This is a genomic window from Chryseobacterium sp. MEBOG07 (genome assembly GCF_021869745.1).
Lineage (GTDB): Bacteria > Bacteroidota > Bacteroidia > Flavobacteriales > Weeksellaceae > Chryseobacterium > Chryseobacterium viscerum.
Genome location: NZ_CP084579.1, coordinates 4,924,584 through 4,941,235 on the forward strand (window position 1 = coordinate 4,924,584; position 16,652 = coordinate 4,941,235).

At 37.0% G+C, this 16,652-nt stretch carries 27 protein-coding genes; 6 read left to right on the forward strand and 21 right to left on the reverse strand.

Annotated elements, in window-relative coordinates:
* Positions 1 to 6: 6 nt before the first annotated feature.
* From rplO to LF886_RS22810, 21 genes are all read right to left on the reverse strand, one after another.
* Positions 7 to 456, reverse strand: a complete 450-nt coding sequence (gene rplO / locus LF886_RS22710; RefSeq protein WP_103231547.1) for a 50S ribosomal protein L15 — start codon at positions 454 to 456, stop codon at positions 7 to 9.
* A gap of 21 nt (positions 457 to 477) precedes the next feature.
* Positions 478 to 654 (reverse strand): 50S ribosomal protein L30, encoded by a 177-nt coding sequence (gene rpmD, locus LF886_RS22715; RefSeq protein WP_027371710.1) that lies wholly within the window; start codon positions 652 to 654, stop codon positions 478 to 480.
* Between the two features lie 10 nt (positions 655 to 664).
* Positions 665 to 1,186, reverse strand: a complete 522-nt coding sequence (gene rpsE, locus LF886_RS22720; RefSeq protein WP_045491132.1) for a 30S ribosomal protein S5 — start codon at positions 1,184 to 1,186, stop codon at positions 665 to 667.
* A 19-nt stretch (positions 1,187 to 1,205) separates the two neighbouring features.
* Entirely contained in the window at positions 1,206 to 1,559 is a 354-nt protein-coding gene (rplR, locus tag LF886_RS22725; protein WP_103231548.1) for a 50S ribosomal protein L18, read from the reverse strand.
* Positions 1,560 to 1,574: 15 nt separating this feature from the next.
* Complete coding sequence (gene rplF, locus LF886_RS22730) at positions 1,575 to 2,120, reverse strand: 50S ribosomal protein L6 (RefSeq protein ID WP_103231549.1); 546 nt, start codon at positions 2,118 to 2,120, stop codon at positions 1,575 to 1,577.
* A 17-nt stretch (positions 2,121 to 2,137) separates the two neighbouring features.
* Positions 2,138 to 2,536: a 30S ribosomal protein S8 gene (gene rpsH, locus LF886_RS22735; protein WP_103231550.1), complete on the reverse strand. Its 399-nt coding sequence runs from the start codon at positions 2,534 to 2,536 to the stop codon at positions 2,138 to 2,140.
* 143 nt (positions 2,537 to 2,679) lie between these two features.
* On the reverse strand, positions 2,680 to 2,949 hold the full coding sequence (gene rpsN, locus LF886_RS22740; RefSeq protein ID WP_076353267.1) for a 30S ribosomal protein S14: 270 nt from the start codon (positions 2,947 to 2,949) through the stop codon (positions 2,680 to 2,682).
* Between the two features lie 3 nt (positions 2,950 to 2,952).
* A complete protein-coding gene (gene rplE / locus LF886_RS22745; RefSeq protein WP_109737756.1) occupies positions 2,953 to 3,504 on the reverse strand; it encodes a 50S ribosomal protein L5 in 552 nt (183 codons plus the stop codon).
* 11 nt (positions 3,505 to 3,515) lie between these two features.
* Positions 3,516 to 3,842 (reverse strand): 50S ribosomal protein L24, encoded by a 327-nt coding sequence (rplX, locus tag LF886_RS22750; protein ID WP_103231552.1) that lies wholly within the window; start codon positions 3,840 to 3,842, stop codon positions 3,516 to 3,518.
* A gap of 21 nt (positions 3,843 to 3,863) precedes the next feature.
* Positions 3,864 to 4,232, reverse strand: a complete 369-nt coding sequence (rplN, locus tag LF886_RS22755; protein WP_002983226.1) for a 50S ribosomal protein L14 — start codon at positions 4,230 to 4,232, stop codon at positions 3,864 to 3,866.
* Positions 4,233 to 4,234: 2 nt separating this feature from the next.
* On the reverse strand, positions 4,235 to 4,489 hold the full coding sequence (rpsQ, locus tag LF886_RS22760) for a 30S ribosomal protein S17 (protein WP_027371715.1): 255 nt from the start codon (positions 4,487 to 4,489) through the stop codon (positions 4,235 to 4,237).
* A 12-nt stretch (positions 4,490 to 4,501) separates the two neighbouring features.
* Entirely contained in the window at positions 4,502 to 4,687 is a 186-nt protein-coding gene (gene rpmC / locus LF886_RS22765) for a 50S ribosomal protein L29 (protein ID WP_236851928.1), read from the reverse strand.
* Between the two features lie 12 nt (positions 4,688 to 4,699).
* Positions 4,700 to 5,125, reverse strand: a complete 426-nt coding sequence (gene rplP / locus LF886_RS22770; protein ID WP_029297776.1) for a 50S ribosomal protein L16 — start codon at positions 5,123 to 5,125, stop codon at positions 4,700 to 4,702.
* Positions 5,126 to 5,223: 98 nt separating this feature from the next.
* Positions 5,224 to 5,973, reverse strand: coding sequence for a 30S ribosomal protein S3 (rpsC, locus tag LF886_RS22775; RefSeq protein ID WP_109621630.1), 750 nt, complete (start codon positions 5,971 to 5,973; stop codon positions 5,224 to 5,226).
* Between the two features lie 7 nt (positions 5,974 to 5,980).
* Positions 5,981 to 6,379 carry a 50S ribosomal protein L22 gene (gene rplV, locus LF886_RS22780; RefSeq protein ID WP_034694674.1) on the reverse strand — a complete coding sequence of 133 codons (399 nt, stop codon included), beginning with the start codon at positions 6,377 to 6,379 and terminating at the stop codon, positions 5,981 to 5,983.
* 2 nt (positions 6,380 to 6,381) lie between these two features.
* Positions 6,382 to 6,660: a 30S ribosomal protein S19 gene (gene rpsS, locus LF886_RS22785; protein WP_034702850.1), complete on the reverse strand. Its 279-nt coding sequence runs from the start codon at positions 6,658 to 6,660 to the stop codon at positions 6,382 to 6,384.
* Positions 6,661 to 6,662: 2 nt separating this feature from the next.
* Positions 6,663 to 7,484 carry a 50S ribosomal protein L2 gene (gene rplB, locus LF886_RS22790; RefSeq protein ID WP_103231554.1) on the reverse strand — a complete coding sequence of 274 codons (822 nt, stop codon included), beginning with the start codon at positions 7,482 to 7,484 and terminating at the stop codon, positions 6,663 to 6,665.
* Between the two features lie 22 nt (positions 7,485 to 7,506).
* Positions 7,507 to 7,797, reverse strand: a complete 291-nt coding sequence (gene rplW / locus LF886_RS22795; RefSeq protein ID WP_047380577.1) for a 50S ribosomal protein L23 — start codon at positions 7,795 to 7,797, stop codon at positions 7,507 to 7,509.
* 3 nt (positions 7,798 to 7,800) lie between these two features.
* Positions 7,801 to 8,430 carry a 50S ribosomal protein L4 gene (gene rplD / locus LF886_RS22800; protein ID WP_045491156.1) on the reverse strand — a complete coding sequence of 210 codons (630 nt, stop codon included), beginning with the start codon at positions 8,428 to 8,430 and terminating at the stop codon, positions 7,801 to 7,803.
* The gene (rplC, locus tag LF886_RS22805) at positions 8,421 to 9,044 is read right to left on the reverse strand and encodes a 50S ribosomal protein L3 (protein WP_236851929.1); all 624 of its coding nucleotides are present in this window, start codon (positions 9,042 to 9,044) and stop codon (positions 8,421 to 8,423) included. The genes rplD and rplC overlap by 10 nt, the downstream gene beginning before the upstream one ends.
* Before the next feature lie 249 nt (positions 9,045 to 9,293).
* A complete protein-coding gene (locus LF886_RS22810; RefSeq protein ID WP_236851930.1) occupies positions 9,294 to 10,058 on the reverse strand; it encodes a DeoR/GlpR family DNA-binding transcription regulator in 765 nt (254 codons plus the stop codon).
* 116 nt (positions 10,059 to 10,174) lie between these two features.
* On the opposite strand from LF886_RS22810, the gene LF886_RS22815 reads away from it, so the two are divergent.
* The 6 genes from LF886_RS22815 (at position 10,175) to LF886_RS22840 (ending at position 16,480) form a co-directional block, all read left to right on the forward strand.
* Positions 10,175 to 11,773, forward strand: coding sequence for a glycerol-3-phosphate dehydrogenase/oxidase (locus LF886_RS22815; protein ID WP_236851931.1), 1,599 nt, complete (start codon positions 10,175 to 10,177; stop codon positions 11,771 to 11,773).
* Positions 11,774 to 11,783: 10 nt separating this feature from the next.
* Positions 11,784 to 13,280, forward strand: a complete 1,497-nt coding sequence (gene glpK / locus LF886_RS22820; protein ID WP_236851932.1) for a glycerol kinase GlpK — start codon at positions 11,784 to 11,786, stop codon at positions 13,278 to 13,280.
* A 24-nt stretch (positions 13,281 to 13,304) separates the two neighbouring features.
* A complete protein-coding gene (locus LF886_RS22825; protein WP_236851933.1) occupies positions 13,305 to 14,036 on the forward strand; it encodes an MIP/aquaporin family protein in 732 nt (243 codons plus the stop codon).
* 4 nt (positions 14,037 to 14,040) lie between these two features.
* Positions 14,041 to 14,853: a hypothetical protein gene (locus LF886_RS22830; RefSeq protein ID WP_236851934.1), complete on the forward strand. Its 813-nt coding sequence runs from the start codon at positions 14,041 to 14,043 to the stop codon at positions 14,851 to 14,853.
* A gap of 220 nt (positions 14,854 to 15,073) precedes the next feature.
* Positions 15,074 to 15,493, forward strand: a complete 420-nt coding sequence (locus LF886_RS22835) for a hypothetical protein (protein WP_103231561.1) — start codon at positions 15,074 to 15,076, stop codon at positions 15,491 to 15,493.
* Between the two features lie 258 nt (positions 15,494 to 15,751).
* Positions 15,752 to 16,480 (forward strand): hypothetical protein, encoded by a 729-nt coding sequence (locus LF886_RS22840; RefSeq protein WP_317207641.1) that lies wholly within the window; start codon positions 15,752 to 15,754, stop codon positions 16,478 to 16,480.
* Positions 16,481 to 16,652 lie beyond the last annotated feature (172 nt).

The following is a 16,652-nucleotide window of genomic DNA, read 5'->3' on the forward strand; positions in this document are numbered from 1 at the left end:
TAAGTATTATAAGGTAATTGCTTTTCCTCCTGCCTTAGCAATAAGCTCTTCAGCAGACTTAGTGAATTTGTCAGCAGAGATTGAAACCGCAGATTTCAATTCTCCTCTACCCATAATTTTCACTAATTCGTTTTTAGAAACTATTCCGTTTGCTACTAAAACTTCTTTCGTGATTTCTCCAGTAATAGATTTGTTCTCGATTAAAGTTTGAATAGTATCAAGGTTAATTCCTCTAAACTCTTTTCTGTTTACGTTTTTGAATCCGAATTTAGGTAATCTTCTTTGTAAAGGCATCTGTCCACCTTCGAAACCGATTTTCTGAGAATAACCAGCTCTAGCTTTCTGACCTTTGTGTCCTTTTGTTGAAGTACCTCCTTTTCCACTACCTTGACCTCTACCAATTCTTTTTGAGTTGAAAGTAGATCCAGCAGCAGGTTGTATGTTATTTAAATTCATTTTAATTTCTCTTTTATAAAATTATTTTTGAACTTCAAGTAAGTGTCCTACTGCAGCGATCATTCCTAAGATGGAAGGAGTAGCTTCATGTTCTACAACTTGGTGAAGTTTTTTTAATCCTAATGCTTCAAGCGTTCTCTTTTGGGTTTTTGTTCTACCAATAGCGCTTCTTACTTGTTTTACTTTAATTGTTGCCATTGTTTTTATATTAACCGTTAAACACTTTACTTAGAGAAACTCCTCTCATTCTAGCGATCTCTTCAGGTCTTCTGATGTCTAATAACGCTTTGAAAGTAGCTTTCACTACGTTGTGAGGGTTAGAAGATCCTTTAGATTTTGAAAGGATATCGTGAATACCAGCTGATTCTAATACTGCTCTTACCGCACCACCGGCGATAAGTCCTGTACCGTGAGAAGCAGGTCTTAAGAAGATATCTGCACCACCGTATCTAGCAGTAGTTTGGTGAGGAATAGTGTGGTTCATTACAGGAACTTTCACAAGGTTTTTCTTAGCGTCTTCAACTGCTTTAGCAATTGCAGAAGCAACCTCTTTAGATTTTCCTAAACCGAAACCAATAATACCTTCTTCGTTTCCTACTACAACAATAGCAGAAAATCCGAAAGCTCTACCCCCTTTTGTTACTTTTGTTACTCTGTTAACAGCTACGAGACGATCTTTTAATTCTAATCCTCCCGGTTTTACTCTTTCTATATTATCTAGTCCTAACATATTTTCCGAAATTTAATGATTAGAATTTAAGTCCACCTTCTCTCGCACCGTCAGCTAGAGCTTTCACTCTACCGTGATATACGAAACCGTTTCTGTCAAATACAATACTTCCGATTCCTGCAGCGATAGCTTTAGCAGCGATAGCTTTACCAACAGCAGCAGAAATTTCAGTCTTAGTACCTTTAGCGTCTACACCTTTCTCTCTAGAAGAAGCTGATGCTAAAGTTTTACCATTTTTATCGTCGATTAACTGAGCGTAAATTTCCTTATTACTTTTGTATACAGATAATCTTGGCAATTCAGAAGATCCAGAGATTTTCCCTCTTACTCTTCTTTTGATTCTTATTCTTTTTTCTAATTTACTTAATGCCATAATACTTATAATTTATTAAGCAGATTTACCAGCTTTACGTCTAACAATTTCTCCTACGAATCTTACACCTTTTCCTTTGTATGGCTCAGGCTTTCTGAAAGAACGGATCTTTGCAGTAACCATTCCTAGAAGTTGCTTGTCATGAGACGCTAAAGTAATAATTGGGTTTTTACCTTTTTCAGTCAATGTATCAACTTTCACTTCACCTGGAAGTTCTAATACGATACCGTGAGAGAATCCTAAAGCTAACTCAAGTTTTTGACCTGTGTGAGAAGCTCTATATCCTACCCCTACTAGTTCCAGTTTCTTTTCGAAACCTTCAGTTACACCAACGATCATGTTGGCGATTAACGCTCTGTATAAACCGTGAAGCGCTTTGTGTTGCTTAGAATCAGATGGTCTGTTTACATTAAGCTCACCATCTTTTTGTTCTAAAGTAATTCCTGCTGTAAGCTCTTGAGAAAGTTCTCCTTTTGCTCCTTTTACAGTTACTACACCGTTATTTTCAGTGATTGTAACTCCAGCTGGAATTGTTATAATTGCTTTACCAATTCTTGACATTTTCCTCTGATTAAAAATTAATAAACATAGCAGATTACTTCACCGCCTACTTTCTCTTCTCTAGCTTTCTTGTCAGTCATTACTCCTTTAGAAGTAGAGATGATAGAAATACCCAAACCGTTTAGTACTCTTGGAAGTTCCGTAGAACCTTTGTACTGTCTCAAACCTGGTCTAGAAGCTCTTTGAATAGACTTAATAGCAGGTTTGCTAGTTTGCTTATCGTACTTTAAAGCGATTTTGATCACTCCTTGAACAGCGTTATCTTCAAACTTGAAGTTTAAGATATACCCTTGATCAAATAGGATCTTAGTAATCTCCTTTTTGATTTTCGATGCAGGAATTTCCACCACTTTGTGGCCTGCGCTTTGTGCGTTCCTTACTCTTGTTAGGAAATCTGAAATTGGATCTGTTACCATTTTTCTTTTATAAATTATTGGTTAAAGACAATCAGTATTGAAAAGACTTGAAGATAAAAATATCAGACTTCAGAAAACCTCGGTCTGATATTTATTCTTTAGTATCTAAACAACTTAATTGTCTCGATTTTAATTAGTAATTATTACCAACTAGCTTTTCTTACACCTGGGATAAGACCGTTGTTTGCCATTTCTCTGAAAGTTACTCTGGAAAGTCCGAACGTTCTCATATATCCTCTTGGTCTACCTGTTAGTTTACATCTGTTGTGTAATCTTACAGGAGAAGCATTTTTAGGTAATTTCTGAAGTCCCTCATAATCACCAGCTTCTTTTAAAGCTTTTCTTTTGTCAGCGTATTTAGCAACTAGTGCTTCTCTTTTGCGCTCACGCGCTTTCATTGATTCTTTAGCCATTTCTTAGTTCTTTTTAAATGGTAAACCGAAGTGAGTTAGTAATGCTTTAGCTTCTTTATCTGTCTTCGCAGTAGTAACAAAAGTGATGTCCATCCCTTGGATTTTTTTCACTTTGTCGATTACGATTTCAGGGAAGATAATTTGCTCAGTAATACCTAAGTTGTAGTTACCTCTACCATCGAAACCATCAGCTTTGATACCAGAGAAATCTCTGATACGTGGCAAAGCAGAAGAAGTAAGTCTGTCTAAGAACTCATACATTCTGTGAGCTCTCAATGTTACTTTCGCACCTACAGGCATTCCTTTTCTCAATTTGAATGCAGCTTCGTCTTTCTTAGAGATCGTACCTACTGCTTTCTGACCTGTGATGTTTGAAAGTTCTTCTACAGCATAATCGATAATTTTCTTATCTGCAGTAGCGTCTCCTAAACCTTGTGATACAACGATTTTCTCTAATCTAGGTACTTGCATGATTGACTTGTACCCGAATTCTTCCATCATCGCTGGAACAATTGTTTCTCTGTATATTTTTTTGGGTCTTGCTATAAATTCCATGTTAATTCAAATTATAAAGTTTCACCCGTTTTTTTGTTGATTCTTACTTTCTTATCTCCTTCGATTTTGTAACCGATTTTGATAGCTTTTCCATCTTTACCAACTAAAGCTACGTTTGAGATATGAATAGAAGCTTCCTTTTCAGTAATTCCTCCTTGAGGATTTGAAGCTGAAGGCTTAACGTGTTTTTTAACGATGTTAAGTCCTGCAATAATTACTCTTGGGTCTCTTCCTTCTTTCTTGATCACTTCAATAACTTCACCAGTCTTACCTTTGATATCTTTCTTACCAGTAGTAATGATTACGTTATCTCCTCTTTTTATTTTTAACTTTGACATTTCTTTTAAAAATTTTAAAAATTAAAGTACTTCAGGAGCTAATGAAATGATTTTCATATATTCTTTATCTCTCAACTCACGAGCAACTGGTCCGAAAACACGAGTTCCTCTCATTTCTCCCGCTGCGTTTAGTAATACACAAGCATTGTCGTCGAATTTGATGTATGAACCATCTTTTCTTCTTACTGCTTTTTTAGTTCTTACTACTACAGCTTTAGATACCTGACCTTTTTTAGCGTTTCCTGATGGTGTAGAATCCTTGATAGTAACAACGATTTTATCACCAACTGAAGCATATCTTCTTCTGGTTCCTCCCAGAACTCTGATAACTAGTACTTCTTTTGCACCTGTGTTATCAGCAACTTTTAATCTTGATTCTGTTTGTAACATTATTACTTAGCTTTTTCAATGATTCTTACTAATCTCCATCTCTTGCTCTTGCTCAAAGGTCTAGTTTCTTGGATCAAAACTGTATCACCTTCTGTGCATTCGTTGTTCTCGTCATGTGCAGTATATTTTTTCGTTTTCAAAACGAATTTACCGTACATCGGGTGCTTTACTCTTGTAGTTTCACTAACAACAATAGTTTTTTCCATTTTATTGCTGGAAACCACTCCGATTCTTTCTTTTCTTAAATTTCTATCCATTGTAAAATGAAATTATTGTTTGTTAGTTAACTCAGTGTTTAGTCTTGCGATTGCTTTTCTCAAATCTCTGATTTGAATCGGGTTTTCAATTGGGCTGATTGCATGAGCCAATTTCAATTTAGAATATTGAGCTTTTACTTCAGTTAATTGAGCTTGAATATCACCCGCGCTTAAATTTTTAATATCAGCATTTTTCATTGTATTCAAAGATTATAGAGGTTTAACAAAATCGTTAGCAACGATGAATTTAGTAACTACTGGTAATTTTTGTGCAGCAAGTCTTAAAGCTTCCTTAGCGATATCGTAAGGTACACCTCCGATTTCGAACATAATTTTACCAGGTTTTACTACAGCTACCCAATATTCAACAGCACCCTTACCTTTACCCATACGTACTTCCGCTGGTTTTTTAGTAATTGGCTTATCTGGGAAGATTTTGATCCATAGTTGACCTTCTCTCTTCATATATCTTGTCGCAGCAATACGAGCTGCTTCAATCTGTCTTGCAGTGATCCAAGCTCCTTCCGTCGCTTTGATCCCAAATGTTCCGTAAGCAAGTTGACTACCTCTTTGGGCATTCCCCTTCATCTTCATCTTGTGAACTCTACGGAATTTGGTTCTTTTTGGTTGTAACATAATTTCTAAATTTTAGATTTTAGATTTTAGATTTTAGATTTTTTTTAATTTTAAAAAAGTAACGGTAATTTAAAATTCAAAATTTCTAATCTAAAATTTTAATTATTATTGTTATTGTTGTTGTTTTTTCTAGGTCTTCTGTTGTCTCTGTCTCCTCCTCTGTTTCCTCTATCTGACTGACCTCCTTTTTTCTGTTGTCCCACTAGTGGAGAAAGTTCTCTTTTACCGTAAACTTCTCCTTTCATGATCCATACCTTTACACCTAATCTACCGTAAGTAGTGTGAGCTTCCGCCCAGTGGTAATCGATATCTGCTCTGAAAGTAGACAATGGAATTCTTCCGTCTTTGAAAGATTCTGATCTTGCCATTTCAGCTCCGTTCAATCTACCAGAGATTTGAACTTTGATACCTTCAGCACCCATTCTCATAGTACTTGCGATTGCCATTTTAACAGCTCTTCTGTAAGAAATTCTGTTTTCAATTTGCTTAGAAATACTATCAGCAACTAGTACAGCGTCTAATTCAGGTCTTTTGATTTCGAAAATGTTGATTTGAATATCCTTACCTGTAAGTTTCTTCAATTCTTCTTTCAATTTATCAACTTCCTGACCTCCTTTACCGATGATAAGTCCCGGTCTAGCAGTAGTAATTGTAACTGTTACTAATTTAAGTGTTCTTTCGATATAAATTTTTGAAATACCACCTTTAGATAATCTAGCCTCAAGGTATCTTCTGATTTTGTAGTCTTCAGCGATTCTGTCTCCATAATCGTTTCCACCAAACCAGTTAGAATCCCATCCTCTGATGATACCTAATCTATTACCAATTGGATTTGTCTTCTGTCCCATACCTTGATTAATTTTCTTTTTTACCTAAGATTAATGTAATGTGGTTTGATCTTTTTCTGATTCTATACCCTCTACCTTGTGGAGCTGGTCTTAGTCTCTTCAATTGTCTTGCACTGTCTACAAAAATTTCTTTAACGATAAGATTTGCTTCTTCAATATCAGCACCTTCGTTTTTAGTTTGCCAGTTAGCCATTGCAGAAAGCAATACTTTTTCTAACTTGTTAGATGCGTCTTTTTTAGAATATTTTAGAATGTATAAAGCTTTGTCTACCTGCTCTCCTCTAATGATATCAGCTACTAATCTCATTTTTCTTGGAGAAGATGGGCAATCATTGTGTATTGCTTTTACTACATCTTGGTTTGTCAATTTACGTGCTAATGCACTTTCTCTTTTTCTTGATCCCATGATTATCTGCTTCCTTTGTTTTTGTTACCACCATGACCTCTGAAAGATCTTGTTGGAGAAAATTCGCCTAGCTTGTGACCAACCATGTTTTCTGTAACATAAACAGGGATAAAAGATTTCCCGTTGTGTACTGCAATAGTTTGTCCTACGAAGTCCGGAGAGATCATTGATGCTCTAGACCAAGTTTTGATAACTGTCTTCTTACCAGACTCTATATTTGTCTGAACCTTCTTATCTAAAGTATGATGAATGAATGGTCCTTTTTTAAGTGATCTTGCCATAATTATTTACGTTTAGATATGATATGACGGTTAGACGCTTTATTTTTCTTTCTGGTTTTGTAACCTTTAGCAGGCATACCGTTTCTAGATCTTGGGTGACCTCCTGAAGAACGACCTTCACCACCTCCCATTGGGTGATCAACCGGGTTCATTACAACAGCTCTTGTTCTTGGTCTTCTACCTAACCATCTGCTTCTACCAGCCTTACCTGATACAGTTAACTGGTGGTCAGAGTTAGAAACAGATCCAATCATTGCATAACATTCAGTAAGGATCATTCTAGATTCTCCTGAAGGCAATTTGATGATTGCATATTTCCCGTCTCTTGAAGTTAATTGAGCTGAAGAACCAGCACTTCTTGCTAAAATTGCACCTTGACCAGGCTTCATTTCAACACAAGAAATAACAGTACCCAAAGGAATGTTTTTCAACTTCATTGCGTTCCCTACATTTGGTTCTACGCTTTCTCCAGAAATTACTTTCTGATCAACTTTGATACCGTTTGGAGCGATGATATATCTCTTCTCTCCGTCAGCATATTCTAATAAAGCGATAAATGCAGTTCTGTTTGGATCATATTCTACAGATTTTACAGTGGCTTCAACGTTTGCTTTGTTTCTTTTGAAGTCAATAATTCTGTATTTCTTTTTGTGTCCACCTCCGGTGTAACGCATGGTCATTTTACCAGTTTGGTTACGTCCACCTGACTTACTAATACCAACTGTTAGAGATTTCTCTGGTTTGTTGGTAGTAATTTCTTCAAAATTGTTTACAATTCTGAATCTCTGTCCCGGGGTGATAGGTTTTAATTTTCTAACAGACATTACTATTATTTATAATTAATAATTAATTTACAGCAAAAATATCGATAACCTCACCTTCAGCAAGTTTGATTACCGCTTTTTTCAATTTGTTTGTCTTTCCTACTTGAAGACCTTTTTTAGTGTACTTTGAAGAAACCTTCGGAGCATAAATCATTGTGTTAACGTCTGCTACTTTTACACCGTAAGCTGCTTCAACAGCTTTTTTAATCTGGATTTTATTCGCCTTAGGTTCAACTAAGAAAGAATAAGAACCTCTTAAATCTGTAAGGTAATTAGCCTTTTCTGAAATAACTGGTTTAATAATAATAGACATGACTTATTTCTTTAAATTTTCCTGGAATTTTTCAACTGCACCTTCGAAGAAAATAATCTCACCTGCGTTTACTAAGTCGTAAGAACTGATCTCGTTGAAGTTCATTACTTTAGTTTTAGGTAAGTTTCTTGAAGACAAATACACATTCTTGTTAGCTTCAGGAAGAACGAATAAAGATTTTTTACCGTTAAGTTCCAATGCATTCAATACATTGATAAAATCTTTAGTCTTAGGAGCACCAAAGCTCAAATCTTCTAAAACTTTAATGCTGTTGTCTCTCATTTTCTGAGATAAAACAGATTTCTTAGCTAATCTCTTAAGAGCTTTGTTCAATTTGAATCTGTAGTCTCTTGGCTTAGGTCCGAATACTCTACCTCCACCTCTGAAAGTTGGAGATTTAATATCACCATATCTAGCAGATCCTGATCCTTTTTGCTTCTTAAGCTTTTTAGTAGAAGCAGTAATTTCGCTTCTTTCTTTTGCTTTATGAGTCCCTTGTCTTTGTGCAGCAAGGTACTGTTTAACTTCTAAGTAAACCGCGTGCTGATTTGGCTCAATTCCGAATACTGTTTCGTCTAGAGTTACTTTTCTTCCGGTCTCTTTTCCTGATGTATTTAATACTACTAGTTCCATTTTCTGATAATTACATAAGAATTTTTAGCTCCCGGAACAGCACCTTTTACTACTAAAAGATTTTGTTCTTGATCAACTTTTAACACTTGAAGGTTTTGAACAGTTACCTGCTCACCTCCCATTCTTCCAGCCATTCTCATCCCTTTGAATACTCTTGAAGGGTCTGAACCAGCACCGATAGAACCTGGAGCTCTAAGTCTGTTGTGCTGTCCATGAGTTGCCTGCATTACACCTCCAAATCCGTGTCTTTTAACAACACCCTGGAAGCCTTTACCTTTTGAAGTTCCTGTTACGTCAACATATTCACCTTCAGTGAACAAATCAACTTTTACTTCTTCTCCTACTTTTACATCAGCGAATCCGTGATTGAATTCTACTAATTTAGCTTTAGGAGCAGAACCAGCCTTTTTAAAATGGCCAGCTAACGCTTTACCAACGTTCTTCTCACTCTTGTCATCGAAACCCAATTGAACAGCTGTATAGCCGTCCTTTTCCAAGGTTCTGACCTGTAAAATCGAGCATGGACCTGCTTGAATAACGGTACAAGGCATGTTTTTGCCGTTCTCGTCAAACAGAGATGTCATCCCGATTTTTTTTCCAATAATACCTGACATTGTTTATATTATAATAAAATTTATCCTTTATTCATTATCATTTTTCCGAGTCTGAAGTAATTTCTACTTTTGATATAGGCATACTACGCCCGTAAAATGAGTGTGCAAATGTATGAATAATTTTATAACTGACAAATATTTCAAGTAAAATATTTTGATTTTTAATCAATTAGATGATTTTGAAAAAATTCAGAACAAATTTCCCAAAAATTTATTTTGATTTTAAAAAAGAAATTAAGATGAAGGGTATTATTTAGCAATAACATTTACCCCTACTTCCTCGAGTTCAGCCCTTTCTTCAACAGAAATACCATGATCTGTGATCAGATAATCCACCTGATCCAAAGCTGCTATTTTACCAAACCCTTTCTTATTCAATTTTGAAGAATCTGCAAGAATCACCGTTTGATCTGCACACTCCATCATGACCTGATTAAGGTGAGCCTCCGCAGCATTGGACGTACTGATTCCAAATTCAGGATCAATTCCATCTACACCCAAGAAAAGTTTATTACAGGAAAACTGCTTAAGAATTCCTTCGGAAATAGAACCTACTATAGAAGTAGAACTCTTGCGGACTTCACCTCCCAACTGGATGATATTAATATTAGGATTATTACAAAGTTCAATTGCTACCCTTAAAGAAGAGGTAAGAACCGTAAGCGGTCCAAAATTTACCAGCATTCTGGCAAGATAATGCATCGTTGTTCCGGAAGCCAATATGATACAATCATTTTCCTGGATCAGAGACAAAGCTGCCTTTGCAATAGCCTGCTTCGCTTCCACATTGATATTTTCTTTTTCTCCTACATTTTTCTCATAAGCATACCTCACCTGCTTACTCGCCCCTCCATGATTTCTGAAAAGAAGCCCCAAACTTTCGAGATAGTTCAGATCCTTTCGGATCGTAACCGAAGAAACACTAAGCTTTTCGCACAGATCCTGAACAAGCACATGTCCTTTCTCATCAAGCTCTTTTAGTATTTCATCCTGCCTTGGTAGTAGCTTTTCCATTTTATTCGTTTCATCAAAAATACCGATTTTTTTTCACATCTAAAAATTTCATTTATTTTCTTTTTGCTTTCATTTTTAATTTATATATTTGAAAACGAAACATAAACGAAACATTTATGAAACGAAACGAAGAACTAAATAAGTTAACCGATGTAAAAGAATGGGACTTTATTGTCATAGGAGGAGGAGCCAGTGGTTTAGGTTCAGCATTAGATGCGGTAAGCAGAGGATTCAAAACTTTATTACTTGAATCTCATGACTTCGCAAAAGCAACATCCAGCAGAAGTACCAAATTGGTACATGGTGGAGTTAGATATCTCGCCCAGGGAGATGTCGGATTGGTAAAAGAAGCATTAAAAGAAAGAGGTCTCTTGGCAAAAAATGCAGCGCATATCGTGAAAAATCAATCTTTTATTATCCCAAACTACACTTGGTGGGGCGGAATCTACTATAAGATTGGGCTATCCGTTTACGATTTCCTTGCCGGAAAACTAAGTCTGGGGAAAACAAGATACATCAGCAAATCAAAAACCATTGAAAAGCTTCCCACTATTGAACAAAATCACTTAATGAGTGGTGTTGTTTACCAGGACGGACAGTTTGATGATGCAAGGCTTGCTGTAAACCTTACCCAAACCATTATTGAGAAAGGAGGAACCGCTGTTAATTATGTAAAAGTAATCAACCTTTTGAAAGATGCTTCTGATAAAGTAATAGGTGTCGTTGCGGAAGATCAGTTTTCAAAGCAGCAATATCAGATTCATAGTAAAGTAGTCATCAATGCAACAGGTGTATTTACGAATGACATTCTTAACATGAACAATCCTAAGCATGGTAAATTAGTTGTACCAAGCCAGGGAATTCACCTGGTACTGGATAAATCATTCCTGAAAAGCGATGATGCGATTATGATCCCGAAAACTTCAGACGGAAGAGTTTTATTTGTTGTCCCTTGGCATGACAGAGCGCTGGTAGGAACTACAGATACCCTTCTGAAAGATGAAAGTTTTGAACCCCGTGCCTTAGAAGAGGAAATCAATTTTGTTTTAAATACAGCCAGACAATATTTAGCTAAAAAACCGACCCGCGAAGATGTAAAATCAGTGTACGCAGGACTTCGCCCCCTTGCTGCTCCTAAAGACGGAAGCAAAAGCACAAAAGAGGTTTCCCGAAGCCACAAAGTCATTACTTCAGATACAGGATTAGTTTCTATTATCGGAGGAAAATGGACCACATACCGTAAAATGGCAGAAGATACAGTAGATGAAGCCATGAAAGTTCACCGATTGGGAAATTCTCCTTCTAAAACAGAACACCTTTCCATCCATGGAAATGTGAAACCTGAACAGGTAGACAGAACCAATCACCTTTACGTTTACGGATCTGATATACCTGCTATAAAGGCTCTTCAGGAAAGTAATCCGCGCTATGCACAGAAAATCCATCCTGACCACGCTTTCACCGTAGCAGAAATAGTATGGGCAGTAAGAAATGAAATGGCAGAAACTATTGAGGATATTCTCGCAAGAAGAGTACGTCTCCTATTTTTAGATGCAAGAGCAGCAATAGACTGCGCTCACAATATTGCCAGAATCATTGCCGAAGAAAAAGGTTTTACCGAAGAATGGGCACAGCAACAGGAAAATGAATTCATTGAATTGGCAAGAGGATATCTATTAACTCCTTATTCGCCAAAAGTTATCAACCTATATTAACATCCTACCTATGAATGAGAAATTGATTCTCGCTTTGGATCAGGGAACAACATCTTCCAGAGCGATTTTATTTAACCACAGTGGAGAAATAAAATATGTATCACAAAAAGATTTCGAACAGATCTTTCCTACCCCGGGCTGGGTAGAACATGATCCCAACGAAATCTGGTCATCACAAATCTCCGTAGCAGCAGAAATTATAGCGAAAGCAGGAATCTCCGGACTGGAAGTTGCCGCCATCGGTATTACAAATCAACGTGAAACCACAATAGTTTGGGACAAAGAAACTGGTGAACCCATCTACAATGCTATTGTATGGCAGGACCGCAGAACATCAAAATATTGTGATGAACTGAAAGATCAGGGACACGCTGAGATTATTAAAGAAAAAACAGGACTTGTTCTTGATGCTTATTTTTCAGCGACCAAGCTAAAATGGATTCTTGATAATATAGAAGGAGCCAGACAAAAGGCTGAGGAAGGGAAATTATGTTTCGGAACCGTTGATACCTGGCTTGTCTGGAAACTGACCCGTGGGAAAATGTTTATCACAGACGTTTCCAATGCCAGCAGAACAATGCTTCTGAACATCCATACTTTAGAATGGGACAATGATCTTTTAGAATTATTCAACATTCCTAAAGCGATTCTTCCTGAGGTTAAGCAAAGCAGCGAAATCTATGGAGAAACAGCGACGACTCTATTCTCTACTAAAATTCCGATTGCTGGTATTGCCGGTGATCAGCAGGCTGCCTTATTTGGTCAGATGTGTACTACTCCGGGAATGGTAAAAAACACCTACGGAACAGGCTGCTTTCTACTAATGAATACAGGTACAGAAGCAGTTTCTTCTAAAAACAATCTTCTTACAACCGTAGCCTGGAAAATCAATGGAGAGGTGAATTATGCACTGGAAGGAAGTGTATTTGTAGGAGGTGCAGCCATTCAATGGCTAAGAGATGGGCTTAAAATCATTCATTCTTCAGATCAGGTGAACGAACTAGCCGCTTCCGTACCAGATAATGGCGGAGTATATTTCGTACCGGCACTTACGGGTCTTGGCGCTCCTTACTGGGATCAATATGCCCGCGGAACGATTGTAGGAATCACCCGTGGTACTACCGACGCACACATCGCAAGAGCTACACTGGAAGGAATAGCATTTCAAGTTTATGAGATTGTAAAAGCTATGGAAGCAGATTCAGGAAGAGAGAGTCTTGAGCTAAGAGTAGACGGAGGTGCATCAGCAAGCGATCTTTTGATGCAAATACAGTCTGATCTATTCGCGGTTAAAATAACACGTCCAAAAACCCTGGAAACTACAGCACTAGGTGCCGCCTATCTTGCCGGTCTTGCAGTAGGATACTGGAAAAATATAGACGAGATCCAGGAACAGTGGATAGTAGATAAGGACTTTTACCCTCAACTGGACAGAGTGCAAGTGGATAAAATGACCCACTTCTGGAAGAAAGCTGTAAAAAGCGCTCAAAGCTGGATAGAAGATTAATTCACTCACTTAAAAAAAACTTATATGACCCCATTTATTGCAGAAGTTATCGGAACGATGCTTCTTATATTGTTAGGCAACGGTGTTGTAGCCAATGTTGTCTTAAAAGATACGAAAGGAAATAATTCCGGATGGATTGTTATTACTACCGCATGGGCACTAGCCGTTTTTGTGGGAGTAACCGTTGCAGGGCCAATAAGTGGGGCCCATCTGAACCCAGCTGTGACCATTGGTCTTGCAGCTGCAGGAAAATTCTCATGGGACCTGGTTCCATCTTATATCGCTGCACAAATGATCGGAGGAATGCTGGGTGCATTTCTGGTATGGCTGTTTAATAAAGATCATTTTGCCATTACCGAAGATGAAGGAGCAAAACTAGCCTGCTTCAGTACGAGTCCTGCCATCAGAAAAACATCTTCTAATCTTATCAGTGAGATTATTGGAACATTTGTACTAGTATTTGTTATTTTCCATTTTTCTGATCCTAGTATTTCATTACAAGCCGATACGACAGCAAAAGTAGGATTGGGTACTGTAGGAGCTATTCCCGTTACTTTTCTGGTATGGGTAATAGGTTTGTCTCTGGGAGGAACAACAGGATATGCCATCAACCCGGCAAGAGACCTTGCTCCAAGAATCATGCACGCAATCCTTCCTGTAAAAGGGAGCAGTGATTGGGGATATGCCTGGATTCCTGTAGTAGGTCCAATTATCGGAGCTGCTATTGCTGCACTATTATATGGATTTTTAAAATAAACATATGATGAGAAAAATCTTAAAAGGAATCTTCCTTCTGGCAATAGGCACAGGAAGGTTGTTTTCACAGGAAAATGGTGAAGCCAAGGAGACCAAAGAAGGAAGACTTGATTTTACAGCCAATATTCAGAACAATCATTTATGGAGAGGGCTTATCATTACTGATAAACCTGTGGTTATGGGAAATCTTTCCTATGCTTTGGATGCGGAAAAAAAATGGAAAGTGGGAATTTGGGGAGCTTCTGCATTAGCAGATGATAAGGACAATACCCATTACAAAGAGATCAATTATTATGTTCAATATTCTGACGGACGTTTCTATATTGGATTATGGGACCTTTACAACTCCAGGAATATTAATACTGCAGTGGCAGTTGATGATATTTTCAGCTATTCACAGAGAAGAACAGCTCATATTATTGATCTAAGAACGAACTATACTTTCGGACCTTCATTTCCCATTAATATTGAAGCAGATATTATGCTTTACGGAGGTGCTAATGCGGGAGAGGTTATTCTGGAAGCAGACGGAAGTTATAAGAAAAACAGATATTCTACCTATGTACAGGCAAGCTATCCCGTCATTAAAGACCAGAAAGTAAATCTGGATGCTTTTGTAGGAGCCGGATTTGCTCTTAATGATAAGACTTTTCTATATGGCAACGGCAAAAACAGCTTTGACATCGTAAATGTGGGCGTAAAAGCAGGAAAAGTAGTAAAGATAACGGATCATTACAGCCTTCCTGTATCTATGATGGCCATGTGGAATCCGTCTAATAAGTATGCAAGAATTCAGCTTGCTGCAACTGTTTTTTAATTAAGCTTTAACTAAATTATATACAGCCACTTCTTCTTAGGAGTGGTTTTGTTTTTGCAATGAACCACTCTCCGTTACATTATAGATTTGCTCCTTCAAAGAAAGAGAATGACTATACATATTCTGTTGATATTCTAAAGCCACAATCAATGATCTGCAATAACCGGGTTTTTACGGTGTTTGTTTTGCTTAAATATATTTACTTTTGAAAAAAATATATATGAAAAAGATTTTCTGCTTAATTATATTTTGCATCAGCATTTTTTCTTTAGCACAAGTAAATGTTCCTTTTGTTGGACATAGAAGTTTTGATATCATGAAAGGATATAGTGGTACGGGTACTCCTCATTATTATCTGGATATCAAAAAGAATGGAGATGTTCATTTTGGCTATGTTCAGGTGAATCAAGCTAACGGAAAAGAGACAAAAGAAGAAATAAATGCCGGTAAATATGCTCCTAATAAAGTAATGAAAGTCGTTTTCAAAAAATTCGAAGAAACATTCCTGGTGAAATTTGATAAAAATAAAATCTATCTCACCGACCAGAAAGGAAATGTTCAAAACCTTGAGGGCTGCTGTTCTTCCAGTGAAAGTATTGATAAAGAAACCTGCGCCTGCGAAAGTGAACTGTACAAGTAGTTAAATAGTATATAGAGAAAGCCGCTCCATCTGGGGTGGTTTTCTTGTTGTGAGATACCACATCGCCGGAGGAGAGGAATAGTTATACAATCTACTGCATTTGAACAAATCATAATACATAAATACGATATTCTTTTGCTTCCTGCCTTTATAATCACCAATCACCGGGATTTTACGGTTTATATTCTGCTTAAATATCTTTACTTTTGAAAAAATTATGCCTGAACCTAATGGTAGTTGCAAGAGTGATTTATACCAATGAAAAATTTTAAAATTTTATTTCTATTTCTTCTTTTCCTTATTGTGTCATGCAATAGGAAAGAAAATCATCCTTATACGTTTTATTACTGGAAAACCAAATTAAAGCTTGATGGTGAAGAGAAGAAAGCATTAGACAAGGCAGTCGTTCCTTATTTGTACACAAGATTCTTTGATGTAGATAAAGTGAACGGGAAATTTCAGCCGTTAGCAGTTATTACTAAAGACCAGAGTTTTCAGACCAATAAACAGATTGTTCCTACAGTTTTCATTACCAATCAGACATTGCTGGGTATTTCTGCAGAAGAGATTAAATTTCTTGCTGAAAGCATTCATCTTTTAATTCAAAAGAAAGCGGAAGAATATCAACTGAAAACAAACAATGAAATCCAAATCGACTGCGACTGGACTGCCGGAACACGGAATGATTATTTTAAATTTCTGAAAGAACTCAAAAGAGTTTCGGGAAGAGAAATTACCTGTACCCTTCGCCTTCATCAGGTGAAAGATAAAAAGCAGACCGGAATTCCTCCTGTGGAAAAAGTTTATCTGATGTGCTACTCCACTTCATCGCCTCTGGAAAATTCTGATAAGAATTCTATTCTGGATGTCAATATTCTGAAAAGCTATCTTTCCAAAATGGAAGACTACCCTATCAAAAAATTGAAGTGGCACTTCCTATTTACTCCTGGGGGATTGTCACTAATCATTTGGGAAAACATAAATTGATAAATGCCTTATCGAAAAGAGATCTGGAAAACTCCAACTTTAAGAAGACGTCCGATCATGAGATTGAGGTTCTGAAAGACGGGTTCTACTTTGGAAGTTATTTAAACAAAGGCTTCAAAATAAAGGCAGAGGAAATATCTGAAGAACAGCTTGAAGAGGTAATTTATTTTCT